This is a genomic window from Paucibacter sp. KBW04 (assembly GCF_003852425.1).
Classification (GTDB): Bacteria; Pseudomonadota; Gammaproteobacteria; order Burkholderiales; family Burkholderiaceae_C; genus Paucibacter_A.
On the sequence record NZ_QAJN01000008.1, the window covers coordinates 325,511 to 347,561 of the forward strand.

General features: G+C 65.7%; 23 protein-coding genes and 1 tRNA gene. 10 read left to right on the top strand and 14 right to left on the bottom strand.

Annotation, left to right across the window (positions count from 1 at the left end; translation table 11 throughout):
* Nucleotides 1-79 precede the first annotated feature (79 nt).
* The 3 genes from DBR47_RS11190 to DBR47_RS11200 all read right to left on the bottom strand — a co-directional run bounded on the left by DBR47_RS11190 (nt 80) and on the right by DBR47_RS11200 (nt 3,396).
* A complete protein-coding gene (locus DBR47_RS11190; RefSeq protein WP_124449929.1) occupies nt 80-907 on the bottom strand; it encodes a transglutaminase family protein in 828 nt (275 codons plus the stop codon).
* Nucleotides 908-917: 10 nt separating this feature from the next.
* Complete coding sequence (locus DBR47_RS11195; protein ID WP_124449931.1) at nt 918-1,886, bottom strand: alpha-E domain-containing protein; 969 nt, start codon at nt 1,884-1,886, stop codon at nt 918-920.
* Nucleotides 1,887-1,968: 82 nt separating this feature from the next.
* Nucleotides 1,969-3,396, bottom strand: coding sequence for a circularly permuted type 2 ATP-grasp protein (locus DBR47_RS11200; RefSeq protein ID WP_124449933.1), 1,428 nt, complete (start codon nt 3,394-3,396; stop codon nt 1,969-1,971).
* Nucleotides 3,397-3,655: 259 nt separating this feature from the next.
* On the opposite strand from DBR47_RS11200, the gene DBR47_RS11205 reads away from it, so the two are divergent.
* A complete protein-coding gene (locus DBR47_RS11205; protein WP_231512254.1) occupies nt 3,656-5,539 on the top strand; it encodes a mechanosensitive ion channel family protein in 1,884 nt (627 codons plus the stop codon).
* Between the two features lie 25 nt (nt 5,540-5,564).
* On the opposite strand, the gene DBR47_RS11210 is transcribed toward DBR47_RS11205, so the two are convergent.
* Nucleotides 5,565-5,639: transfer RNA gene (locus DBR47_RS11210), tRNA-Arg, on the bottom strand.
* A 287-nt stretch (nt 5,640-5,926) separates the two neighbouring features.
* Between DBR47_RS11210 and DBR47_RS11215 the strand changes: the two genes are divergently transcribed.
* Both DBR47_RS11215 and DBR47_RS11220 read left to right on the top strand, forming a co-directional pair.
* Complete coding sequence (locus DBR47_RS11215) at nt 5,927-6,490, top strand: cytochrome c5 family protein (protein WP_124449935.1); 564 nt, start codon at nt 5,927-5,929, stop codon at nt 6,488-6,490.
* Nucleotides 6,491-6,644: 154 nt separating this feature from the next.
* Nucleotides 6,645-7,469, top strand: a complete 825-nt coding sequence (locus tag DBR47_RS11220; RefSeq protein WP_124449937.1) for a hypothetical protein — start codon at nt 6,645-6,647, stop codon at nt 7,467-7,469.
* Here DBR47_RS11220 and DBR47_RS11225 read toward each other — a convergent pair.
* From DBR47_RS11225 to DBR47_RS11265, 9 genes are all read right to left on the bottom strand, one after another.
* Nucleotides 7,466-7,996 (bottom strand): DUF2946 family protein, encoded by a 531-nt coding sequence (locus DBR47_RS11225; RefSeq protein WP_124449939.1) that lies wholly within the window; start codon nt 7,994-7,996, stop codon nt 7,466-7,468. The two genes, DBR47_RS11220 and DBR47_RS11225, sit on opposite strands and share 4 nt — an antisense overlap.
* A 30-nt stretch (nt 7,997-8,026) precedes the next feature.
* The gene (locus DBR47_RS11230) at nt 8,027-8,995 is read right to left on the bottom strand and encodes a YheT family hydrolase (RefSeq protein WP_124449941.1); all 969 of its coding nucleotides are present in this window, start codon (nt 8,993-8,995) and stop codon (nt 8,027-8,029) included.
* Nucleotides 8,996-9,005: 10 nt separating this feature from the next.
* The gene (locus tag DBR47_RS11235) at nt 9,006-9,464 is read right to left on the bottom strand and encodes a nuclear transport factor 2 family protein (protein ID WP_124449943.1); all 459 of its coding nucleotides are present in this window, start codon (nt 9,462-9,464) and stop codon (nt 9,006-9,008) included.
* A gap of 14 nt (nt 9,465-9,478) precedes the next feature.
* A complete protein-coding gene (locus tag DBR47_RS11240) occupies nt 9,479-9,685 on the bottom strand; it encodes a zinc-finger domain-containing protein (protein WP_124449944.1) in 207 nt (68 codons plus the stop codon).
* A gap of 63 nt (nt 9,686-9,748) precedes the next feature.
* Entirely contained in the window at nt 9,749-10,684 is a 936-nt protein-coding gene (locus tag DBR47_RS11245) for a branched-chain amino acid transaminase (protein ID WP_124449946.1), read from the bottom strand.
* Between the two features lie 43 nt (nt 10,685-10,727).
* The gene (locus tag DBR47_RS11250) at nt 10,728-11,651 is read right to left on the bottom strand and encodes a lipase secretion chaperone (RefSeq protein WP_124449948.1); all 924 of its coding nucleotides are present in this window, start codon (nt 11,649-11,651) and stop codon (nt 10,728-10,730) included.
* 4 nt (nt 11,652-11,655) lie between these two features.
* Complete coding sequence (locus DBR47_RS11255) at nt 11,656-12,597, bottom strand: triacylglycerol lipase (RefSeq protein WP_124449950.1); 942 nt, start codon at nt 12,595-12,597, stop codon at nt 11,656-11,658.
* Nucleotides 12,598-12,823: 226 nt separating this feature from the next.
* Complete coding sequence (locus DBR47_RS11260) at nt 12,824-13,231, bottom strand: hypothetical protein (RefSeq protein ID WP_124449952.1); 408 nt, start codon at nt 13,229-13,231, stop codon at nt 12,824-12,826.
* Complete coding sequence (locus DBR47_RS11265) at nt 13,228-13,647, bottom strand: antibiotic biosynthesis monooxygenase (protein WP_124449954.1); 420 nt, start codon at nt 13,645-13,647, stop codon at nt 13,228-13,230. Before DBR47_RS11265 ends, DBR47_RS11260 begins: the two co-directional genes overlap by 4 nt.
* A 152-nt stretch (nt 13,648-13,799) precedes the next feature.
* Here DBR47_RS11265 and DBR47_RS11270 point away from each other — a divergent pair, with 152 nt between their 5' ends.
* Nucleotides 13,800-15,767, top strand: a complete 1,968-nt coding sequence (locus DBR47_RS11270) for a diguanylate cyclase domain-containing protein (protein WP_124449956.1) — start codon at nt 13,800-13,802, stop codon at nt 15,765-15,767.
* Here DBR47_RS11270 and radA read toward each other — a convergent pair.
* A complete protein-coding gene (radA, locus tag DBR47_RS11275) occupies nt 15,750-17,111 on the bottom strand; it encodes a DNA repair protein RadA (protein ID WP_124449958.1) in 1,362 nt (453 codons plus the stop codon). The genes DBR47_RS11270 and radA overlap by 18 nt on opposite strands.
* Nucleotides 17,112-17,244: 133 nt before the next feature.
* On the opposite strand from radA, the gene DBR47_RS11280 reads away from it, so the two are divergent.
* From DBR47_RS11280 to DBR47_RS11305, 6 genes are read left to right on the top strand one after another with little or no spacing between them, the layout of a single operon-like run.
* Nucleotides 17,245-17,832, top strand: coding sequence for a 3-oxoacyl-ACP synthase (locus DBR47_RS11280; RefSeq protein ID WP_124449960.1), 588 nt, complete (start codon nt 17,245-17,247; stop codon nt 17,830-17,832).
* Nucleotides 17,829-18,917: a 3-oxoacyl-[acyl-carrier-protein] synthase III C-terminal domain-containing protein gene (locus DBR47_RS11285; RefSeq protein WP_124449962.1), complete on the top strand. Its 1,089-nt coding sequence runs from the start codon at nt 17,829-17,831 to the stop codon at nt 18,915-18,917. Before DBR47_RS11280 ends, DBR47_RS11285 begins: the two co-directional genes overlap by 4 nt.
* Nucleotides 18,914-20,119 carry an ABC transporter permease gene (locus DBR47_RS11290; RefSeq protein ID WP_124449964.1) on the top strand — a complete coding sequence of 402 codons (1,206 nt, stop codon included), beginning with the start codon at nt 18,914-18,916 and terminating at the stop codon, nt 20,117-20,119. The genes DBR47_RS11285 and DBR47_RS11290 overlap by 4 nt, the downstream gene beginning before the upstream one ends.
* Nucleotides 20,120-20,173: 54 nt before the next feature.
* Nucleotides 20,174-20,563, top strand: coding sequence for a thioredoxin family protein (locus DBR47_RS11295; RefSeq protein ID WP_124449966.1), 390 nt, complete (start codon nt 20,174-20,176; stop codon nt 20,561-20,563).
* Between the two features lie 16 nt (nt 20,564-20,579).
* Nucleotides 20,580-21,305 (top strand): cytochrome c biogenesis CcdA family protein, encoded by a 726-nt coding sequence (locus tag DBR47_RS11300; protein ID WP_124449968.1) that lies wholly within the window; start codon nt 20,580-20,582, stop codon nt 21,303-21,305.
* Between the two features lie 55 nt (nt 21,306-21,360).
* Nucleotides 21,361-21,990 (top strand): LysE family transporter, encoded by a 630-nt coding sequence (locus DBR47_RS11305; protein ID WP_124449970.1) that lies wholly within the window; start codon nt 21,361-21,363, stop codon nt 21,988-21,990.
* The last annotated feature ends 61 nt before the right edge of the window (nt 21,991-22,051 follow it).

The following is a 22,051-nucleotide window of genomic DNA, read 5'->3' on the forward strand; positions in this document are numbered from 1 at the left end:
GAGAAAGACGGGCCGCCCGGGCCTGAGCCGCCGGCAGCGCGAAGTCCGATTATCCCCGCTTGAATTGAGAAAGCCCCGATCACGCCTGGGTTTGGCCCTGGGCCAGCGTGACTTGTACCGCGGCTTGCATGGCTTCGGCGCCGCCGCCCAAGCGCATGCCACGCACCGGGCAGGCATCGAGATAGTCCAGGCCGATCGCCAGTTTGACGTAGCGTGCATCGGCCAGGCATTGGTTGGAGACATCGAAGCCCAGCCAGCCGCCGCCCTCGGCGGCCGTGCCGGGCAATCGCACCTCGGCCCAGGCATGGCTGGCCACATGCTCGGCATCGGCCGCCAAATAGCCGCTGACATAGCGGGTCGGTATGCCCAGCAAGCGGGCACAGGTGGCGAAGACCTGGGCATGGTCTTGGCACACGCCCAGATGTCGCGCAAAGGCTTCGGCCGCCGGCGTGGCGGCATCGGTGGTGCCGGGGGTGTAGGGCATTTGCAGGGCCAGGGCTTCCAGCAGGGTGAGCAGGCCTTGCATGGGGTCGGCCGCCACGCGCTGGGCATGTTCGGCGGCAAAGGCGCGCAGGGCTGTATCGGCCTGAGTCAGCGGTGAATCGCGCAGGAATACGGCGGGGGGGAAGGGGCCGTCGTCGGCGTCCGGCTGCGGCGCGGCGTCCTCGGTCTCGATCACGCCGCTGGCATGGAGGTGGATCTCGCTGTGCGGCTTGTCCAGGGTCAGCACATGCATTGCATTGCCGTAGGCGTCGAGGCAGCGACTGGCCTTGGCCGGCAGGCTCAGCTCCCACTGCAGGACGCGCTGGCGTGCGCCGTTCACCGGCGTCAGGCGCAGGTACTGGGTGCTGCGCTTGACGGGGCTGGCGTAGCGGTAAACCGTTTCGTGATGGATGGCGAGGTGCACGGTTGCTGCCCTAGTTGGCTTCGAAATAGGCTTCGCGGACGGCGTCGCCCAGCTGTGCGGACTTCTGCAAAAACGTGGTCAGCCAGTGATGGACGCCCAGCTCCAAGACCTCGTCCACCGTCCCATGCTCCAGGCGTAAGGCCATGCGGCCGGCCAGTTGTTTGACGATGCGGCCGGCGTCCAGCGAGCCGCTGCGGGCCTCGATATGGGGCAGGATGTCGCGGATCTCGTCGCAGCAGGCGCGCAGAGAGCGTGGCACATCGGGGCGCAGGATCAGCAGCTCGGCCACCCGGCGCGCGTCCAGCCGGTCGCGGTAGACGGCGTGGTAGGCCTCGAAGGCCGAGAGCGAGCGTAAGAGCGCGCTCCAGGTGTAGAAATCGGGCGCGCTTTCCACGGCGACATTGACCGGCGCCAGATTGGCCTCGGCCGGCTCGATCAGCTGGGACTTCACGTCCAGCAGGCGGGCGGTGTTGTCGGCTCGCTCGATAAAAGTGCCCAGGCGTATGAAGTAATAGGCTTCGTTGCGCTGCAGCGTGCCCTGGGTGGCGCCGCGAATCAGATGGGAGCGTTCCTTCACCCAGTCGTAAAAGCTGGAGACATCGGCCACGCCGCGTTTGGGCATCTGACGCCCTTCCAGCCAGGTGGCGTTGATGGCTTCCCACATCTCGCTGGTGATCTGGCCGCGCACCGCGTGGGCGTTCTCGCGGGCCTGGCGCAAGCAGCTCAGCACCGAGGCGGGGTTGTTCAGATCCAGGGCCATGAAGTTGAACAGGCGGTTCGCTTCCAGGGTCTGATGGCTGTGGTTATAGGCCTCCAAGGTGCCGGTGACGGCCAGCGGTGCGGCCAGTTCGGTCATGGCGCCGCGCGATTGCGGCAGCAGGGAGAGGGAATGGGTCACGTCCAGCATGCGGACGAGGTTCTCGGCGCGCTCGACGTAGCGGCTCATCCAGTACAACTGGGCGGCGGTTCTAGATAACATTTAGGCCTCCTGCCGGGCCGTCCCAAAGGAGGCCTGCGCCCCCTCGGGGGGCAGTGAACGAAGTGAGCGTGGGGGTTTCATGTCAGGCCTCCAGGATCCAAGTGTCTTTGGTGCCGCCGCCTTGACTGCTGTTCACCACCAGAGAGCCTTGTTTGAGCGCCACCCGGGTCAGGCCGCCGGCCACCATGGTGACCTCGCGGCCGGTCAGCACAAAGGGGCGCAGGTCGATATGGCGCGGGGCGATGCCGCTCTCCACAAAGGTCGGGCAACTGGACAGGCACAGCGTGGGCTGAGCGATGTAGTTGCTGGGGTTGGCGCTGACCCGGGCGCGGAAGTCTTCGATCTCGGCTTTGGTCGAGGCCGGCCCCACCAGCATGCCGTAGCCGCCAGCGCCGTGCACCTCCTTAACCACCAGCTCAGCCATATTGACCAGCACATGGTCCAGATCGGTCGGCTTGCGGCATTGCCAGGTCGGCACATTGTGAAGAATCGGCTCCTCACCCAGGTAGAAGCGGATCATGTCCGGCACATAAGGGTAGATGGACTTGTCGTCCGCCACGCCGGTGCCAATCGCATTGGCCAGGATCACATGGCCCTGCTTGTAGACCGAGAGCAAGCCCGGCACGCCCAGCATGGAGTCGGCGCGGAAGGCCAGCGGGTCGAGGAAGGCATCGTCAATGCGGCGGTAGATCACATCCACCCGCTGCGGGCCCACGGTGGTGCGCATGTAGAGGTACTCGTCCTTGACGAACAAGTCCTGTCCTTCCACCAACTCCACGCCCATCTGCTGGGCCAGAAAGGCGTGCTCGAAGTAGGCGCTGTTGAAGGGGCCCGGCGTCAGCACGACGACGGTGGGCTGCTCGGCCACGCTGGCGTGGCGCAAGGTGTTGAGCAAGAGGGTGGGGTAATGGGCCACCGGCGCCACCGGGTAGCGGGCAAACAGCTCGGGGAAGAGCCGCATCATCATCTTGCGGTTCTCCAGCATGTAGGACACGCCGGAGGGCACGCGCAGATTGTCTTCCAGCACGTAATAGCCGCCGTCCGAGTGGCGGATCAGGTCCACCCCGGTGATGTGGGTGTAGATGCCGTGCGGCAGGTCCAGCCCCTGCATGGCGGGCTGGTACTGGGCATTGGCAAACACCTGTTCGGCCGGGATCAGCCCCGCCTTGACGATCTCATGGTCGTGATAGATGTCCCAGAGGAATTTGTTCAGGGCACTGACCCGCTGGCGCAGGCCGGCTTCCAGCATCTGCCATTCCGAGGCGGGCACGATGCGGGGCACGGTGTCGAAGGGGATCAGGCGTTCGGCGCCGGCCTCGTCGCCGTAAACGGCAAAGGTGATGCCCACCTTGTGGAAGAGCAGATCGGCCTCGGCGCGCTTTTTCGCCAGGGCGTCCGGCGTTTGTGCATGCAGCCAATTGGCGAATTGCTGGTAATGGGGTCGGAGGGCGCCGCTGTCCAGCAGCATCTCGTCGTAATGACCCGGGGCGGGAAGGGTGAGCGCATGCATGATGGTAGAAAACTCCGGGGCGTGAAGCTGGCAGGTACGCAAGGCTCTTGCAAGCCCTGTGCCCAGCACCTTTGCCAAAGAAAGGTGAGCCAGCTTGATTGATCCTGGTGCATCGCACCATACGGAATTCAACGTAGGGCGCACACCTGCCCCCTGTTGGTGCGTGTTCGTGGCAGAGCTGCGATTTCTGTGCTGGCAGGGATATGCTTTGGCGCCAAGCTTGGGGCCTCAAACCTGCTTGCAGCCCGCCGAGGTTTTCATGCGTTTCCCTATTTCCACCCCTTTTTATCGCCCCAGCATGCACAGCAGCCCCACCCAAAGAACAAGCAATCCCCAGGTTTTGGACGGCTGCGCTCCGGCGTCTCGACAGGGGGCTTCGCGTGCCAGCGGCGCGGTGTCGGCCGGGCTGTTGGCGCTGATGCTGTCCTCGCTTTGGGTGACAGGCACGCAGGCCCAAGATGTGGCGTCGGTGCCCGCCAGCGCGGTGGCAGCCGCGCCCACCACGGCGCAAGCGCCGGCCGCCCCGGCAAAGCCCAGCTTGTTTGATGCCTTGCTGCCCCAGCCCAGTGCCAAGCCTGGGCCGGCCCAGGGCAGTGAGGGCGTGCCAGCCATGGTGTTCAATCGTCAGATCGCGAGTTTCCGCGCCAGCTTTATGGGCTCGCAGCCCGCCGACCGGGCGCGCCGGGCCCAGCTGGTGATGAATGAGATGCTGGCCCGTGTCGGCGCCGGCGTGGTGACGGTGCGCAAGGAAGCCCAGGGCCGCGTGCTGATGGTGGACGGCGAAATGGTTTTTCTGCTGACGCCGGACGATGTCGATCTTGACCGGCATGAGACCCTGGACGTCGCGGCGGCCGCCGCCAAGCACCAGATCGAACAGCTGATCGCCGAGACGCGCGAGAGCCGCGATGGCAGCCGCCTCTGGCATGCGGCCATCGCCGTGCTGGTCGCGACCCTGATCTTTGCCGGCTTGGTGGCGCTGGTGCTGCGCGGTCGCAATCTGGCCGGTGCCCGCCTGGCGGCCTTGATGAGCAAGACGACCGCCAGCCTGGAGATTGCCGGTGCCCAGCTCCTGCAGCGCGACAAACTCCTGTCCGTGACCCGCTTGGCCGTGCGTCTGGTCAGCTGGGCCATCCTGGCCCTGCTCAGCTATCAGTGGTTGAGCTTTTGCCTGAGTCAGTTTCCCTACACCCGGCCCTGGGGTGAGCAGCTCAGCGGCTATCTGTTTGAGGTGGCCAGACGCATAGGCGGCGGCATTCTGCGCGCCCTGCCCGATTTGTTTGTCGCCCTGGTGATCTTTGCCATCGCGCGAGCCGTCATCAACATCCTCAGCCCGGTGTTCGACCGCGTCGAGCGCGGCGAGGCGACCCTGGGCTGGCTGGACGGCGACACCGTGCGCGCCTCGCGCCGCATCATCAGCATCGCAATCTGGCTGTTCGCCTTGGTGATGGCCTACCCCTATCTGCCCGGCTCGGGCAGCGAGGCCTTCAAAGGCATGTCGGTTTTGCTGGGGCTGATGATTTCTCTGGGTGCTTCCAGCATCGTCGGCCAGGGCGCCAGCGGCATGATTCTGATGTTCTCCCGCACCATTCGGGTGGGCGAATTCGTGCGCATCGCCGATCACGAGGGCACGGTCACCGAGCTGGGCATGTTCACCACCTGCATCCGCACCGGCCTGGGCGAGGAGCTGACCATGCCCAACTCCCTGGTTCTGAGCACGGTGACCAAGAACTACTCGCGCGCCGTGCGCGGCCCCGGCTTCATCGTCGACACCACGGTCACCATCGGCTACGACACCCCTTGGCGCCAGGTCGAAGCCATGCTGGAAGAGGCCGCCCGCCGTACCCAGGGTGTGCTGGCCACACCAAAGCCCCAGGTCTACCAAACGGCCTTGTCAGACTTCTACCCGGAGTACCGCCTGGTTTGCCAGGCCATTCCCAGCGAGCCGCGACCGCGCGCGCTGGTGATCAGCAATCTGCACGCCAATATCCAGGACGTGTTCAATGAATACGGCGTTCAAATCATGTCGCCGCACTACATCGCCGACCCGGCCGAGGCCAAATTCGTACCCAAGAGCGCTTGGTTCACGGCGCCGGCCAAGGTGGACTCGGCTCAATCAACAGCAGGCGCAAAAAAAGGCACTTGAGTGCCTTTGCTGTCCCGAAAAATTTTGGTGCGACCGGCAAGAATCGAACTTGCGCCTAAGCCTTCGGAGGGCCCAATGATATCCACTTCACCACGGTCGCCTGGGTAGAGCGGCATTCTAACCTGCACTGCGCGCCGGTCCATGCAAGTGAGGCGCTCGGTGTGATTTGCGCTGCGTCAGAGTCCGTCAAAAGGGCGGGTAAGCGAGGGGTCGGGAGTCGCGTAAAGCCCACGCGGCGAGGGCATCCGGGGCCCGGACCCAGCGAGTGGCGACGATATAATCTCGCGGTTTTGCGCCCCTTTGTTTATGGGGGCATCGCTTTTCTCCCTGCCTATCTTCAGCAGCCCAAAGCCAAATTCAGGCTGCTGACACGCCAACGAGGATTTCATGAGCGGAACCCCAGACCACGCGAAAGACCACCACGACCAGGACGACGATGGCGCGCACACCGGGCCGATCAAGACGCCCAAGCAGCTCGCATGGGCGGTGTTCTTCGCCTTCGTCATTCCCATCATCGCGATCATCATGCTGGCGAATTACGTGACGACGGACAGCAAGCCTGCCGCCGGCACCGAGGCACTGGAAGCAATGGCCGTGGCGGCCCGCATCCAGCCCATCGGCGGCATCGAGATCAAGGACGCCAGCGGCCCCGCCGTGTTGAAGACCGGCGAGCAAGTGTTCCAGGCGCAGTGCGCTGCTTGCCACGCCACCGGCGCTGCAGGTGCTCCCAAGCTGGGTGATGCCGCCGCTTGGGGTCCGCGTGTGGGCCAAGGTTTTGCGACCCTGGTCGACCATGCGCTCAAGGGCAAGGGTGCCATGGCTCCGCAAGGTGGCGGCGACTTCAGCGACTTCGAAATCAGTCGCGCCGTGGTCTACCTGGCCAACCAGGGCGGTGCCAAGTTTGAAGAGCCCAAGGAGCCTGCGCCTGCTGCTTCGGCAGCGGCCAACTGAGTTAGCGACCCAGTTTTGTTAAAAAAACCGACCTCGGGGTCGGTTTTTTTTCGTCTGGATTTTTCTGTTCCCGGCCCGTCCCACCTAATATGCGATTTCTGCGGTGTGGCGTCGTATGCATCCCATGTGCTTGCGGTTCGAGTGGAGGAAGTGCTTGCCGAAGCTGAAATCTTTTGGATTCAAGCCCGTGCTGGCCAAGAGCCTGGTCTTGCTCTTGTTGCTGCCGCTGGCTTGCTGGGCCCAGGCCCAGTCTGCGGTCGAGCCAGACCAGGGCCAAGCTGCGCAAAGAACCTGGAAGATCTGCCTGGGTGAGGTCTCCATCCCGCCTTTTTTGAACGACGGCAGCGGCGCGCCGGGTCTGAGTGAGCAGCTGCTGCTGGACAGCGCCCGGCTGCTGGGCCTGCACCTGGAATTCCATCGCTTTCCCGGTCGGCGTTGCCGCCTGCTGCTCAAGTCCGGCGAGATGCACGCCATGGCCATGGCACCCACGCCGGAAAACCTGGCGCAGTGGCAGTTCCCCCTGCACGACGGTGGGGTGGACGCCGCCAAGCGGGTGGTGCGACTGAGTCTGGTGGGCATCAAGCGCAGTGACGCCGATTTTGATTGGGACGGCAAGACCTTGCAGGACCCGGCCTCCCAGCTGCGCGTGGGCGGGGCGCTGGCCGGTCGCATGGTGGCCAGCGACATCCTGAAAAAGCTGGGCCTGAAGGTGGATGGCGAATCGCGTTCCACCCGCCAGCTGATGTTGAAGTTGCAGGCGCGGCGCATCGATCTGGCGATCTTGTTCCGCGAGGAGTTGCCCGAGGCCTTGAGCGTGCCGGCCGCGGCCGGCTTGTCCATGCTGTCCCGGCCCCTGCTCGCCACCGACATCTATCTGGTCTCACCCGTCGAGCTGCCGGCCGCACGCCAGGAGCAGCTGGAAGCCTTGTGGGAGCAATTGGCCAAGCGCCGCGAGCTCAGCCAGTACAAACCGCGCTAGCCGGGCTGCGGCGACAGCACGATCTGGAACTCGCTCAGCAGTTCTGCAAAGGGGCGCGCCTGGGGTGCCAGCAGGCCTTGCTGCAGGGCTTCGGCGGCCCACAACATGTCCAGGCTGTGGACCAGGCCCAGGCCCAGCTCGCTGGCGATGAAAAGTCGGTCCTGCTCGTCCAGAAAGCTGGCCCCGGCCGGGGTGGTGAGGCCGGTGTGGCTGCGCAGCAGACCGTCCTTCAGCCAGGACTCGTCCAGGCGCCAGACCCAGGGGGCGGCCTCCAGCTGCAGATAGACGCGCTGCGGGCCGTTCTGGAAGAACCAGCAGCCGGCTTCGTCGCGGGCGTAATTGCGCTGGATGAACTCGCGCAGCTTCTCGTGCGTGACCCGGCTGCCCTTGAGCTGCGGAAAAGGTCCGGCGGCCTGGATGCGCTCGTCCCGCATATACCAATCGCCGCGCGCATCCAGCGCCAGCCAGCCGTAGCAATGCGGCACATTGGGCCATTTCTTCAGGGCGGCTTCGACGATGGCGTCCATGGGCGTGGGAGAGTGAAGAGAGAGAACAGTTCAGAGTGCCTGAGCCAGCCAGTCGCAGACCTGGCGCGGCATGGCAAACACATGGCCGGGCGGCCGGCCTTGCGGGAAGCCCACATGGCCGCCCTGGGCCGGTTGCCACAGTGTGACCCATCTGCCGGCCTCAGCCGCCGTGGGCAGGCAGACGGCAGGGACAAAAGGGTCATTCAGCGCATTCAGCAGCAGGGCGGGGATACGGATCTGCTGCAGATGCGGCTTGGCCGAGGCGCGCTGCCAGTAGTCATCGGTGTCACGGAAGCCATGCAGCGGGGCGGTGAAAAGATTGTCGAACTCGTAGAGATCGCGCGCCGCGCGCAGGCGTTCGCCATCGAACAAGCCGGGGTGCTGGGCCAGCTTGCGCATGGCCTTGGGCAGCATGGAGCGCAAAAACATGCGGGTATAGACCTGGCGGTTGAAGCCCCGGCCGATGGCATGGCCCGAGGCGCTCAGGTCCACCGGCGAGCAGATGGCGCAGACCGAGCGGGCCGTGGCGGCAGCGCTCTCGCCCATCTCCTCGGCCCAGCGCAGCAAGGCATTGCCGCCCAGCGACACGCCGGCCGCCATCAAGGGGCCGGCATGGCCTGCTTTCAGGCGCGCCAGCATCCAGCCGATTTCTTCAAAATCGCCGGAATGATAGGCGCGCGGGGCCAGATTCAGCTCGCCCGAGCAACCGCGGAAATGCGGCATCGCAAAGGCCCAGCCGCGGGCGCGCGCCTGGTCGGCAAAGGCCTGCACATACTGGCTTTGCGAATTGCCCTCCAGGCCATGGAACAGCACCAACAGGGGCTGGCCGGGCAGGGTGGGGGCGTTCAGAAAATCAACGTCGACGAAGTCGCCGTCCGGCGTGTCCCAGCGCTCCCGCCGGAACTGCGGTGGCGGGCCTTGATGGCGTTTGGCGTAGAGGGCAGGCCAGATGGTCTGGGCGTGGCCGCCGGGCAGCCACCAGGGGGCGTGGTAATCCATCCGCCGTGATTCAGTGCAGCACGGCCGGCTCTTCGATCACTTCTTGAATGTCGTGGGCCGTGCCGGGGCTGGCGTGATGCACGGCCAAGCGCCAGCCATAGCCGGTTTTCAGATAGACATTGGTGGCGATCACCCAGGCGCTTTGCTTGGTTCCCGGGCCTTCCGGGCCCTCGACCTGCACCCGCTCCAGCACCTGGTGGATGGCGGTGTCACCGGTGTTGATGCGGCGCACCCGCTCCGGTGTGACCGAGATGGCACCCTGCATGAACACCGTCTCGAAGGCGGCCCTTATCGCACCCCGGCCCACCACGCGCGGTCCGCCGGGATGGACGCAGGAGATGTCCTCCTCGTCCGCCCAGACCTCCATCAACCGCTCAAGATCGGCGTGCTGCAGGGCTTCGTAGAACTGCTGCTCGGTGTCCTCGGGCGAGGCGAGCAGGGCGGCGGTCTGGGCTTTGGGGTTGTGCATGGCGCCAGCAAAGTTCAGTGGTGGCTGTGCAGCACTTCACCGGCCTTCAGCTTGTACACCGTGCCGCAGTAAGGGCACTTGCCTTGGCCCTCGTGGCTGATGTCGATGAAGACCTTGGGATGGCTGCTCCACAGCGCCATCTTGGGATTGGGGCAAGCCACCACGCCGGGGCCTTGCACATCGTGGGCGGTCACTTCAACAACAGACTTGGCGTCGCTCATGGTCGGATTCTTTCAGGGTCAAACAGGAAAAATGGCGGGGGCGCTAGCAGGCGGGGCCGGGCTTTAAACCAGGCTCAGCCAGTGCGCGTATTTGGGGTTGCGGCCGTTCACGATGTCGAAGAAAGCGGCCTGGATTTTCTCGGTGATGGGGCCGCGTGTGCCCACATAGCCGTCGCGGCCCAGCTCGATGCGGTCCAGCTCGCGGATGGGCGTCACTTCGGCGGCGGTGCCGGTGAAGAAGGCCTCGTCGGCGATATAGACCTCATCGCGGGTGATGCGCTTTTCCACCAGCTGCAGGCCCAGGTCTTGGCAGATGTGGAAGATGGTGTTGCGGGTGATGCCGTTCAGGGCGCCGGCCGAGAGGTCGGGGGTGTAGACCACGCCGTTCTTGATGACGAAGAGGTTCTCGCCCGCGCCCTCGGAGACAAAGCCCGAGGCGTCCAGCAGCAAGGCCTCGTCATAGCCGTCTTCCGTGGCTTCCATATTGGCCAGGATGCTGTTGGTGTAGTTGCTGACCGCCTTGGCCTGCGTCATGGTGATGTTGACGTGGTGGCGGGTGTAGCTGCTGGTCTTGACGCGGATGCCGCGTTTCATGCCTTCTTCGCCCAGATAAGCACCCCAGGCCCAGGCGGCGACCATCAGATGGATGGTGTTGCCCTTGGGGCTGACGCCCAGCTTTTCGGAGCCAATCCAGGTCAGCGGGCGCAGATAGCAGCTCTCCAGCGCGTTCTCACGCACCACCTGTTTTTGCGCTTCCTCGACTTGCTCCAGCGTGAAGGGGATCTTCATGCGCAGGATCTTGGCGCTGTTGAAGAGGCGCTCGGTGTGCTCGCGCAGGCGGAAGATGGCCGTGCCTTGGGCGGTTTTGTAGGCGCGCACGCCCTCGAAGGCGCCGCAGCCGTAATGCAAGGTGTGGCTGAGCACATGAACCTTGGCGTCCCGCCAGTCCACCAGCTGCCCGTCCATCCAAATTTTGCCGTCGCGGTCGTCCAAGCCCATGGGGAATCCTTGCTGCCTCACCCCATGCGGGGAAAGCCGAATTCTACGGGGGGCCGCCTGCGCCCAACAAGGCGCGTGCACGCAGGCGCTCGCCGCCCTCAAAGCTTTGTTCGATCAAGGACTGGATCGCTTGCTGGCGCTGGATCTCGCTCAGCTGCTTGTCCTGGCGCAGGCGCTGGATCTGCGCCGCGGCGGCCTTGAGTCGGGCCTGCCAACGGGCTTGGGCGGCGTCCTCTTCCTGCAGACGGCTCAGGGCGGCGGCGTCCAGGCGGCTGCGGTCGATCAAGTCGGTCGCGGCGGTGGGCTTGCCGCCGGTCTCGGCCGAGGCCTGGATCAGGGTTGCGGCCTGGCTTTCCTCCTCGCCGTAGAAGGCGTGGGCCCAGGCCGGGCCGAGCAGGCGGCGCCGGGCTTCTTGCTGCTCGGTCAAGGCCGGCGCCAGCGTGCTCAGGTCTTGCGGATTGACCTTGTTGCGGAAACGGGTCTGCTGAAGCTGCAGGTAGCGCTGCCAGACCGTCATCACCCTCTCGGTATTGGCGGCCGAGAGTTCTTGGCCGGCCAGCTCGCGCAGATAGGCGCCGATTTCGTCCAGCTTGCGCTGGCCCTGCAGCTGCAGCAGATAGTCAAAGCGGCGGCGCAGGGCCAGGCTGGGCTGCAACTCGCCGTTGGCGACCAGACCCCAGCCGCCGTCCAGCTCGGTGCCTCGCAAGACGCTTTGCTGCTGCAGCCAATTTGTAAAGGCGCTGGGCGCTGGCGCGGTCGGCGAGGCTGGGGTGGCGCTTGCCATGGGCAAGGCTTGGGCGGGGCCTGCGCTGGGCTCAGGGGCAGTGTGGGTCCTGAGCTGCACCGGCTCATAGTGAGCCTCGCTGGCCGGGCTCCACAGCCACAAGACGCCCAGCGAGGCCAAGCCCAGGGCCGTCAGGCCCAGGGTCAGAAGTCGGCGCGAGGGGGTTTGTGGCCGGACGCGCATGGCTTCAGAGCCCCATCAGCTTCAGGCGATTAGCCTGGGAACGGTAGAACTGCACTGGGTCCGGGGTGAACCAGCCGCGCAGGCCGAAGGCTTGGTTGACTTCGTCCAGATGGTTCCAGGGGTAGTCGTCGCGCAGCACCAGACCCCAATGGCTGGAGCAGCGGCTGACCAGGCCGTCATTGGCCTCGCCCAGGAAGACCGCACTGGTCAGGCCCAGAAAGCCGTCGGTCACATCCAGCAGATTGGTCACGGCCGCCGTGCCACCCACCGAGTAGTAGCGGATGCCATTGGCCACTTCCGGGCCTTGGCCGCAGGGCGAGGTCGGGGCGCCTTGCGGGAAGCTGGCGTTGAAGCTCTGCGCGCCTGCCGTGTTGAGCGAGCCCAAGGTGCCCATGGCGTTCTGCGGCAGGGTGGGGTTGCCCGAGATCCAGGAAATCGCCTGCCCCAGGGCGGTGGCGATGGAGGCGACCAAGCCGGTGCTGCCGGTCGCGCCCGTCACGTCGGCCACCACATCGGCCACCTTGCTGCCCTGGTGCGGAGTGCCCACCGTGGTGACCGAAGCCACCAGCTCCGGCGCCACCGCCGCCACATAGCGCGAGGTGGTGCCGCCTTGGCTGTGGCCGATCAGATTGAACTTGCTATAGCCGTAGGCGGCCTTGAGCTGGCGCAGCGTGGCCAGCAATTGCTCGCCCCGTTGCTCGTTGGAGTTGAAGGCCGAGACGGCCGGGGTGAAGACCACCGCACCGCTGGCGCGCAGGGTGTCGGGCACGCCGTAAAAGTAATTCACCGGGCCGATGGCGTCGAAGCCCGACATGCCGTGCACCAGCACGATGGGGTAGCGGGTCTGGGCATAGGTATCGGCGGCTTGGACGGCGCTGATTCCGCAAGCACTGGCCAGGGCGATTGCGGCCAGAGCGCCGCGCAGAACAAGAGAGGATGGCTTCATATGTCTCGTCACCTTGCGTCGGGAATAGGGGGTACGCCCAGGGCCGACGCTGCCCAAAGCGTTGACGCATTGGGCGCGAACGATCGTGCTTTTTTGCAGCGTGAAAACCCGGGTGACGTCGCGTGAGCTGTGGCTTTCACGCGGCCTCGGACTAGGGGGTGAGCCTGGGCTCGTGTGCGAAAAATCACAGCCTGTCCCCTGCTTGCGCGACAGTGCTCGCAAGCCCTCAGTCGGGCTTGTTGCCGGCCTGCTCGACCTCGGCTTCCAGGCGCAGCAGACGCCAGCTCTCGACCTTGCCCTTGCTCACGATCACCTCCACGCGGGCGCCGCCGCTGTCTTGCCAACCAAAGGTTTCGGGCGCGCTGCCCAGCTTTTTGCCCAGGCTGCGGGTCATGGCGATCACCTCGGCCACCGGCATGCCGGCCTGCAACTGGGCATTGAACATGACGGCGTTGTCCACCTGGCCCAGCGGGCCTTCCGAGGCCGCCTTCATCAAGCGCATCAGGCGAGAGAACTGTAAGAGCAGCCAGAACACCACCACCGTCAGGGCCAGGATCACACCCTTCCAGCCCCACAGGCCGCCGCCCACAAACATGGCGGCAATGGCCAAGATCCCACCGATCCAGGGGTTCATGCCTTGACTCCTGCGTCCTTGGCAGCGGCCGCTGCTTGTGGGTCGGCCGGGCCATCGCTGCGCGTCCAGCCATAGGAGCGCTCTACCCGGGCCACGCGCACGGCGTAGTGCTCATACCAATCGGCGCGGCCCTGATCGCGTGCCAGTTGATGCTCGGCATGGCGACGCCAGGCGGCAATATCGGCCTCGCTGCGCCAGTAGGACATGGTGATGCCCAGGCCGGTGGCGTCTCGCACGCTCTCGGCGCCGAGATAACCCGTTTGATCGGCGGCAAGTGCCACCATGCGCTCGGCCATATCGCCATAGCCCGCGTCGCCGGAACGCCGCTGGCTGGTGAACATAACGGCGTAATACGGCGTCTCAAAAAGCGCCGCCAAACCGGCCGGCGGCTGCGAAAGATTTTTCTGTTTTGACATGGTCTTGGCGTATTCTTGCGGGCTTGCAGGAGTGCGTGAGCAGCGCCATTGTGCGCGGTTTACAGGGTTCGGCGCCAAGACCGGGCCCTGCACAAACGCTTGGACCGACCCATTCAAGACGCGAGGGGGTTTGCGATGCGAGTGTTGGGGCCATGAGTCGGGGCAAGTCCGATCTTGCCGCGCGTCTGAGCCGTTTCGGCTTGGCTGCTTGGCAGCCCGGTCGGCGCCTATCGCGCCTGCTGCCCTTGCTGGTCTTGTTGGCGGGCCTTGTTTTGACGCTGGGCTATTGGCGCTTTGAATGGCTGCACTCCCACGCCGCGCAGCGCCGCGCCTTCGAGAGCGAGATGCACGGCCTGGGCCAGCGCTTTCTTTTGCAGATGAGCGCGCAGCGCCAGCTGATGCAAGGGGTGCAGGGCTTTTTGCTGGCCCACAGCCAGGCCGATGAGGCCGCTTTGCGGCGCTATATCCAGGCGCTGCCGCTGGACAGCGATTTCGCCGGCCTGCAAGGCTTGATGGTGGCGCGCAGCGGTCCGGCCACGGCCCATGCGCCGAGCTGGGTCCGAGTCGAGCAGATCGAGCCCGGCCACAGCCCCAGCCGCCGCGCCCAGGGCCTGGACTTGATGGCGGTGCCGGCCCTGCAAGACTTGCTGCTGCGTGCCCAGGACCGGGCGCGCCTGACCTACTCTGGCCTGCTCGATCTGCAGACCCTGAAGCTGGGCACCGGCAAGGGCTATCTGCTGGCCCTGCCGGTCTGGTTTGCGGCGCCCAGCGCCGGCCGTCTGGATGGCGGGGCGGCCGAGCCTCCCGCCGCCTGGGTGCTGGCCGCGCTGAACAGCTCGGGCCTGCTGGCCGGCCTGTATGGCGAGATCCCGCCCGGCCTGGCCCTGTCTTTTTACGATGGTGAAGAGGCGAGCGATGCGCGCCTGTTGTTCCGTGGTTCCTCCCTGGCGGCCGGTGAGTCGCTGGCCGCGGCCCAGCAGAGCCAAGATAGGCGGCTCAATCTGGACGGTCAAAGCTGGACGCTGCGCCTGAGCGCCGGCTCTGAGTTTGCCGACCGCTTCGGTGCCAGCGAGCTGCGCGCCGTGCCCTGGGTCGGCGGGTTGTTGAGCGTGCTGCTGAGCCTGCTGGCTTGGTTGCTGCTGACCTCGCGCGATCGCGCCCAGCAACTGGCCGAACGCATGACCAGTGCCTTGCGCGAGAGCGAGCAGCGCTGGGCTTTTGCCCTCGAAGGCGCGGGCGATGGGGTTTGGGAATGGGTTTTGAGCAGCGGCAGCATCCATTGCTCCCTGCGCTGGAAGACCATCATGGGGCTGAACCCCGCCCAGCCCGAGCCGAATCTGAGCCTGCTCTGCGCCATGGTCCACCCGCAGGATCTGCCGCGGGTCAAGGCCGAGTTCCAGCAATGCCTGGACGGCCAGGCCAGCACCTTGGTCAGCGAGTACCGGGTGGCCGGCCCGCAGGGGCAGTGGAATTGGGTGCTCTCACGCGGCATGGTGGTGGAGCGGGACGAGCACCACGCGCCGCTGCGCATGATTGGCACGCTCTCGGACATCAACGCCCGCCGTCAGTCCGAGGAGCGGGTGCGCTTCATGGCCTTGCACGACCCGCTGACCGAGTTGGCCAACCGCGCACACTTTGACGAGCGCTTCCACTTCGCCCTGGCCAATGCGCGGCGTTACAACGAGAGCTTGGGCTTGATCCTGCTGGACCTAGACCGCTTCAAACCCATCAACGACCAGCATGGCCACGCGGTGGGTGATCTGCTCTTGCAGACGGTGGCCAAGCGCATACGCAGCTCGGTGCGCGAGACCGATACCGTGGGCCGCATCGGTGGCGATGAGTTCGTGGTCTTGCTGACCGGGCCGGTGACGGCCGAGACAGCCCAGCTGGTGCTGGAGAAGATCTTCAACCAGGTGGCCCTGCCCATGGAGCTTAACGGGGTCAAGCTGGAGATCACCTGCTCACTCGGCTTGGCGCTCTACCCGCAGGATGGGGCGGACGAGCTGAGCCTGAGCAAATGCGCGGACGACGCGATGTATCACAACAAGCGCGACGGCCGTCGCCTGATGTCGGCCCTGCCGCGCATGCAGAGCGGTTCAGGCTCACAGACCCCGGACTAAATCCATCGCGTCTTCGATGCGCTCCACCGCATGCACGGTGAGGCCCTCGATGGGCTTTTTGGGCGCATTCGCCTTGGGCACGACGGCCACGCTAAAGCCCAGCTTGGCGGCTTCCTTCAGCCGCTCCTGGCCACGCGGCGCGGGCCGCACCTCACCGGCCAGGCCGACCTCACCAAAGGCGATGAAACCACGCGGCAGGGACTTGCCGCGCAAGGAGCTTTGAATCGAGAGCAGCACGGCCAGGTCGGCCGCGGGCTCGCTGATGCGCACCCCGCCCACCGCGTTGATGAATACATCCTGATCCATGGTGGCCACGCCCGCGTGGCGGTGCAGCACCGCTAACAACATGGCCAAGCGGTCCCGCTCCAGGCCCACCGAAAGCCGGCGCGGATTGGGCCCGCCCGCGTCCACCAGGGCTTGCAGCTCCACCAGCATGGGGCGGGTGCCTTCCAGCGTCACCAGCACGCAGGAGCCGGGTACCGGTTCGCCGTGGGTGGAGAGAAAAATCGCGCTGGGGTTGGCCACCCCCTTGAGCCCCTTCTCGGTCATGGCGAAGACGCCGATCTCGTTGACCGCGCCAAAGCGGTTCTTGATCGCCCGCACCAGGCGGAAGCTGCTGTGGGTATCGCCCTCGAAGTACAGCACCGTGTCCACGATGTGCTCCAACACCCGGGGCCCTGCCAGCGCGCCCTCCTTGGTGACATGGCCCACCAAGACCATGGCACAACCGCTGGCCTTGGCCGTGCGCGTCAAATGCGCCGCGCATTCACGCACCTGGGCCACCGAGCCGGGGGCGGAGGACAGGTGTTCGGAGTACACCGTCTGGATGGAGTCGATGACGCAAAACGCCGGTTTCTCGGTCTCCAGCGTGGCGAGGATCTTCTCCAGGCTGATCTCGGCCAGCACCCGCACCTTGTTGCCCGCCAGGCCCAGTCGGCGCGAGCGCATGGCGATCTGCGCGCCCGATTCCTCGCCGCTGACATACAGCACAGGCATCTGGCCGGAGAGATGGTCAATCGCCTGCAAGAGCAGGGTGGACTTGCCTATGCCCGGGTCGCCGCCAATCAGCACCACCCCGCCCGCCACGATGCCGCCGCCCAGCACCCGGTCCAATTCCTCCTGGCCGGTGGGGGTGCGGTCGAAGTCGGTGGCCTCAATTTCTGAGAGCGTGGCCACCGGCTGGCTCTTGGCCAGGGCCTGGTAGCGGTTCTTGCCGCCGGTCGCCTCGGCCACGCCCTCCACCAAGGTGTTCCAAGCCCCACAGCTGGGGCATTTACCCAACCATTTGGCGCTGGTGCCGCCGCATTCCGAGCAGGTGTAGATGGATTTGTCTTTGGTTGCCATGGCGGCATTGTCGCTGGGCCTTGTAAGGAATGGGGCCTTGGCTCGACCAAGCGGGATGCTGCCTCCATCAGAAGTTTCTTCGCCCCCGAGCGCTTGTTTCCAGCGGGGTCTGAGCCTTGTTCAGACTTCTCCGTTGGCCTGGCCGCCGGATCTGATCCAGGGCCTGTCGACGGCACAAGCCCAGCATTTGGCCGATCTGCTGCCCTTTCTGGCCTGCGGCGAAGAGTCGGCCGTGTTCGCCTTCGAAGGCAGCTTGCTGGCGGCCGTGCCTGCCGCGGCGCAAGCGGTTTTGCAAGGCATTGCGAGCGATGAGCGCCGTCATGCCGATTTGCTAGCCCATCTGCGGCAGCTATTGCCTCAGCCGCGCTTGCAGATTTCCTTTGCCCGCCTGGCCTTCTTTTTCCGGCGTTTGCAAGCCTCGCAGGTGGACGAGCACCTGGCTCGGGTGGCGGCATTGGATTTGGCGGTTTGCCGTCTGCTGCAAGTCCTGCTGCATCCCCAGGCCGGGCTTGCGGCGGCACCGGGTCTGCACCGTGCTTTGTGCGAGCTGCGCCAGGACGAGGCCAGGCATGTTCGTCAAGCGCGCAGCTTGGCGCGCCAGCTCGGTTGTTCGGCGCAGCGGCAGGCCGCCTTGGATGAGGCCATGCGCCTGCGCCTGCTGGCCTTGCTACAGCCGGTGGCGGCCAGCTTGCAGTCTTTGAGCCAGAGGCCGGGCGCATGAGGCCCGGGCGTTTGCGTCTGGCTTCGGGGCGGCGGCGTTTGCTGGGCTGGGGGTCGGCTTATCCGGGCCCGGCCATCAGTACCGAGGATTTGTGTCGCCAGGTCTGCGATGGTCTCGGCTATGGCAAGCGCCGCCTGGCCATGGCCTTGGCGCAGCGCCTGGGCGTGCGCAGCCGCCATCTGTGTCGCGACTTTGCCCAGGGCTTGGAGCTGCCGCGTCCGGGCGATCGCAATCCCGAGTTGGCCGCGCGCGCCCTGCGGGCGGCTCAGACGCGCGCCGGCCTGGCGGAGGACGCGCTGGCCTATCTGATCAGCCACAGCTGTACGCCGGCCCAGCTGCTGCCCGGCGGCTCGGCCGAGATTGCGCAGCGCATCGGGCACCAGGGCGCGCATCTGGAGTTGCGTCAGGCCTGCACCGGTTTTGCCAATGCCTTGCAGCTGGCTTTTGCGCTCACCGCCGAGCCGGGCAGTGCGCCGGTGGGCATTGTGGGGGTGGAGACGGGTTCGGTGTTTTTTGATCCGGCCAGCCTGCAAACCCAGGGCGAGCAATGGGTCAATTTTCTGCAGATGGGCGATGGCGCGGCGGCCGTGATCGTTGGCCCCGAGGATGGCGGCCAAGGCCCCCTCTTGCAGGCGGCATTCTTTGGCCAATGCCAGCAAGCGCCGCCGGCCGGCCTGCGTCTGCGCATGGGCGGATCGGACTGCCCGCTGCTGCAAGCCGGGGCTTTGCAGTTTGAGCATGACTATGCCTCGGTGGCCGAGCATGGGCTGTTCTTGTTCGAGCAAGGCCGGCAGGCCCTGGCCCAGGCCGGGTGGTCGCTGGCGCAGGCCGCGATGTGCGTGCCGCATCAGGCCAGCGGATCGCTGGGGCCTTGGCTGGCCCAGCACTGGGGCTTGCCTGTGGAGCGAGTCTGCCAGCATGGGGCGAGCGTGGGCAATCTCGGCAGCGCCAGCATCTGGGCCGCCTTGGATCGGCTGATGAGTGATGCGGCGCTGCCCGCCGGTCCGCTGCTATTTCTGGGGGCCGAGGCAACCCAGTACAGCTATGGCGGTTTCGCGCTTGAACGCGGGGAGCTGGGGGCATGAGCCGGTTTGATTCTTTCGCCGGGATGCGACGCCATGCCCGCATGATTCTGGCCGTGGCGCGCAAGGAGTGGCAGCAGCTGCGGCGCGATCGCCTGACGCTGGCGCTTTTGCTGGGCGTGCCCCTGGCGCAGATTCTGTTGTTCGGCTTTGCCATCACGCTCAGGCCCAGCCAACTGCCCGCCGCTTGGGTGGAGCTGCCGCCCAGCCTCGGCTTGGAAGGGCCGGCGGATGCCGCCTTAGATGCGCAGATCCACAGCGGCTTGCTGGCCCAACTGAACCAAGACCAGGGCTTGCGCTTGAGCACCCAGCCCTTGGCGCCCGCCCAGGCACAGCGCCTGCTGCAGCGGGGCGAGCTGCGCTTGCTCTTGGCCTGGCCGCGTCAGCCTTCGCGTTATCTGCTGCAAGGTCTGGCCCTGCCCATGCGTCTGGAGGCGGATTTGTCCGACCCCTATGTCCATGCCCTGGTCGCGCAGCTGGGCGATGGCTTGGCCCATCGCCTTTCAGCCAAGCTCGCCGAATCGGCAGGGTCAGCCGCGCCGCCGCTGCGACTGCATTTGCAGCCGGGCTTGGACCTCAGCCTTGAACTGCGTGGGCGCTATGCCCTCCCACCCGATTCGGGGGCCTATCTGGTGCCTGCGCTCAGCGGGGTCATCTTGACGCTCACGCTGACCCTGATGGCCGCCCTGTGCGTGGTGCGTGAACTCGAGCAAGGCACTTGGGACAGCTTGCGCAACACGCCTCTGGGTGCCATGCATATCTTGCTTGGCAAACTATTGCCCTATGCCGCGCTGGGCTTGCTGCTGTATGGCTTGATGCAGGCCCTGGCCTTTGTGCTGTTCGACACGCCTTGGGCCAGCCTGGGCTTGTGGGCCGTGGCGTTGGTCTTCATGCTGGGGCAGCTGGGTCTGGGGCTGTGCTTGTCGCTGCTGGCGCGCAGCCAGCTGCAGGCACTGCAGCTTGGGGTGTTTTTCTACCTGCCCTCCATTCTTTTGTCCGGCTTTATGTTCCCTTTTGAAGGCATGCCGGGCTGGGCGCGTGGCCTGGGCGAGTTGCTGCCGCTCACGCATTTCTTGCGTGCCCTGCGGGCCGAGTTGTTTCGCGCCGCCGATGCCGCTCAGGTGCTGAGTTTGGGGAGCCCCATCTTGCTCTTTGCCGGCCTCAGCTTGGGACTGGCCGTCTGGGGCTATCGACGCAGGGTGTAAGTTTTACTGGCGGGCTCACGACTCAATGGCTTCACCCTTTGGAGTCAAAGCACCATGAAAACGAAACCCTTGCTGAATGCCCTGATTTTTGCCGCTGGCTTGCTGGCCTGTGCGCTCAGCCAAGCGCTCACGATCTTGCCCTACGAGGCGGCCGCGGTGGCCAAGGCGCAGGCCGCCGGCGAGCCGCTGGCGCTGCATTTCCATGCCAGCTGGTGCCCAACCTGCCGCGCCCAGTCCAAGACCCTGGAGGCGCTCAAGGCCGAGCCGAATCTGGATCTGACCGTCTGGGTGGTGGATTTCGACAAGGAAGTCGAGCTGAAGAAACAGCTCAAGGTGCGCAGCCAATCCACCTTGATTGTTTACCGGGGCAGCAAGGAAACGAGCCGCCAGATTGGCAGTTCGGCCCCGGACGATATGCGCGCCACTTTGCGCAGCGCCTTCTGAGTCGGAGGGCGGCGATATGTTGGCTTGGTCAGAGTTGGGTCTGAGTGTGTTGGCGGGCAGCCTGACCACCTTGTCGCCCTGTGTCTTCCCCATCTTGCCTCTGGTGCTGGGGAGCGCCTTGCAGCGTAGCCGTGCCGCGCCCCTGCTGATGGGCTTGGGCATGGTGCTCTCCTTTGCCTTGATGGGGCTGCTGCTGGGCGTGGCCGGTGAAGCGCTGAATTTGGACCCGCAAGTCGTGCGCATGGCCTCGGCCTGCTTGTTTGTGCTGTTTGGCCTGGTGATGTGGGTGCCGGCGCTGAACGCGGCCTTCAGTCGTCTGGGTTCACCCTTGGCCAGCCGTGCCGATGCCTTGGGCCAGGGGCTGGATCGCCATTCCCTGCTGGGTGCCTTGCTGACCGGCGCCCTGCTGGGCCTGATCTGGAGCCCCTGTGCAGGGCCTTTGCTGGGCACGGCCCTGAGCTTGGTGGCCAGCGAGGGCGGGGCTGGGCGCGGCACTTTGATCCTGGGTCTGTTCGGGCTCGGCGCTGCGCTGCCCTTGGTGGCGGCGGCCTATGCCTCGCGGCAAGGCTTCGGCCGCGTCCGGCAATGGGTGTTGGCCCACGGCGAGCAAAGCAAAAAGGGGTTTGCCGTTTTGCTGATGCTGATGGGTTTGTTGGTTTTGAGCGGGGCCGACAAATGGCTGGAGACCCAGGTCAACCAGCGCTTGCCCGACGCTTGGCTGAATCTGACGACACGGATCTGAGCAAACCGGGGTGCGAGAATGGCCGCGCGCCGCAGGGGCGCGTGGAGCGCTAGGCATGGACTTCTCGGTTTGGTTGGGTTTTTTTGCGGCGTCTTGGGCGATCAGCCTCTCACCCGGCGCCGGCGCCATCGCCGCCATGAGCTCGGGCCTGAATCACGGTTTCAGGCGCGGCTACTTCACCACCCTGGGCCTGGTGCTGGGCATCTTGACGCAGATTCTGCTGGTGGGCGTGGGCCTGGGCGCGCTGATCGCGGCCTCCAGCCTGGGATTTGCCATCGTCAAATGGGCCGGTGTGGCCTATCTGATCTGGATGGGGGTGCAGCAATGGCGGGCCCCTGCCAAGCCCCTGGTGGCCGAGCAGGACGAGGGCCCGCGGGTGACGCGCCGCCAGCTGGTGCTGCGCGGCTGGATGCTGAACGCCGTCAACCCCAAGGGCACGGTGTTCCTGCTGGCGGTGATGCCGCAGTTCCTCAACCTCAAGCATGAGTTGCTGCCCCAGTACCTGACGATTTCCGCCACCCTGGTGTTCACCGATCTGGTGGTGATGGCCGGCTACACCGCCCTGGCCTCCAAGGTGCTGAAGGCCTTGCGCTCGCCGCAGCAGATCAAGCTGATGAACCGCACTTTTGGCGGCCTCTTCATCGGAGCCGGCCTGCTGCTGTCGGCCTTCAAGCGCCAAGCCTGAGCCGAAAGACTTTTTCCCTCACGCCGCCCGTGCCTGTCCCAGGATAGGCCGGGCGGCTTGC

What these genes read in the sequence shown, in the direction of transcription:
- DBR47_RS11195 (WP_124449931.1), bottom strand. Translation starts at nt 1,886, where the DNA reads ATGTTATCTAGAACCGCCGCCCAGTTGTACTGGATGAGCCGCTACGTC.
- DBR47_RS11200 (WP_124449933.1), bottom strand. Translation starts at nt 3,396, where the DNA reads ATGCATGCGCTCACCCTTCCCGCCCCGGGTCATTACGACGAGATGCTG.
- DBR47_RS11205 (WP_231512254.1), top strand. Translation starts at nt 3,656, where the DNA reads ATGCGTTTCCCTATTTCCACCCCTTTTTATCGCCCCAGCATGCACAGC.
- DBR47_RS11215 (WP_124449935.1), top strand. Translation starts at nt 5,927, where the DNA reads ATGAGCGGAACCCCAGACCACGCGAAAGACCACCACGACCAGGACGAC.
- DBR47_RS11225 (WP_124449939.1), bottom strand. Translation starts at nt 7,996, where the DNA reads ATGGACGCCATCGTCGAAGCCGCCCTGAAGAAATGGCCCAATGTGCCG.
- DBR47_RS11230 (WP_124449941.1), bottom strand. Translation starts at nt 8,995, where the DNA reads ATGGATTACCACGCCCCCTGGTGGCTGCCCGGCGGCCACGCCCAGACC.
- DBR47_RS11235 (WP_124449943.1), bottom strand. Translation starts at nt 9,464, where the DNA reads ATGCACAACCCCAAAGCCCAGACCGCCGCCCTGCTCGCCTCGCCCGAG.
- DBR47_RS11240 (WP_124449944.1), bottom strand. Translation starts at nt 9,685, where the DNA reads ATGAGCGACGCCAAGTCTGTTGTTGAAGTGACCGCCCACGATGTGCAA.
- DBR47_RS11245 (WP_124449946.1), bottom strand. Translation starts at nt 10,684, where the DNA reads ATGGGCTTGGACGACCGCGACGGCAAAATTTGGATGGACGGGCAGCTG.
- DBR47_RS11250 (WP_124449948.1), bottom strand. Translation starts at nt 11,651, where the DNA reads ATGCGCGTCCGGCCACAAACCCCCTCGCGCCGACTTCTGACCCTGGGC.
- DBR47_RS11255 (WP_124449950.1), bottom strand. Translation starts at nt 12,597, where the DNA reads ATGAAGCCATCCTCTCTTGTTCTGCGCGGCGCTCTGGCCGCAATCGCC.
- DBR47_RS11260 (WP_124449952.1), bottom strand. Translation starts at nt 13,231, where the DNA reads ATGAACCCCTGGATCGGTGGGATCTTGGCCATTGCCGCCATGTTTGTG.
- DBR47_RS11265 (WP_124449954.1), bottom strand. Translation starts at nt 13,647, where the DNA reads ATGTCAAAACAGAAAAATCTTTCGCAGCCGCCGGCCGGTTTGGCGGCG.
- DBR47_RS11270 (WP_124449956.1), top strand. Translation starts at nt 13,800, where the DNA reads ATGAGTCGGGGCAAGTCCGATCTTGCCGCGCGTCTGAGCCGTTTCGGC.
- radA (WP_124449958.1), bottom strand. Translation starts at nt 17,111, where the DNA reads ATGGCAACCAAAGACAAATCCATCTACACCTGCTCGGAATGCGGCGGC.
- DBR47_RS11285 (WP_124449962.1), top strand. Translation starts at nt 17,829, where the DNA reads ATGAGGCCCGGGCGTTTGCGTCTGGCTTCGGGGCGGCGGCGTTTGCTG.
- DBR47_RS11290 (WP_124449964.1), top strand. Translation starts at nt 18,914, where the DNA reads ATGAGCCGGTTTGATTCTTTCGCCGGGATGCGACGCCATGCCCGCATG.
- DBR47_RS11295 (WP_124449966.1), top strand. Translation starts at nt 20,174, where the DNA reads ATGAAAACGAAACCCTTGCTGAATGCCCTGATTTTTGCCGCTGGCTTG.
- DBR47_RS11300 (WP_124449968.1), top strand. Translation starts at nt 20,580, where the DNA reads ATGTTGGCTTGGTCAGAGTTGGGTCTGAGTGTGTTGGCGGGCAGCCTG.
- DBR47_RS11305 (WP_124449970.1), top strand. Translation starts at nt 21,361, where the DNA reads ATGGACTTCTCGGTTTGGTTGGGTTTTTTTGCGGCGTCTTGGGCGATC.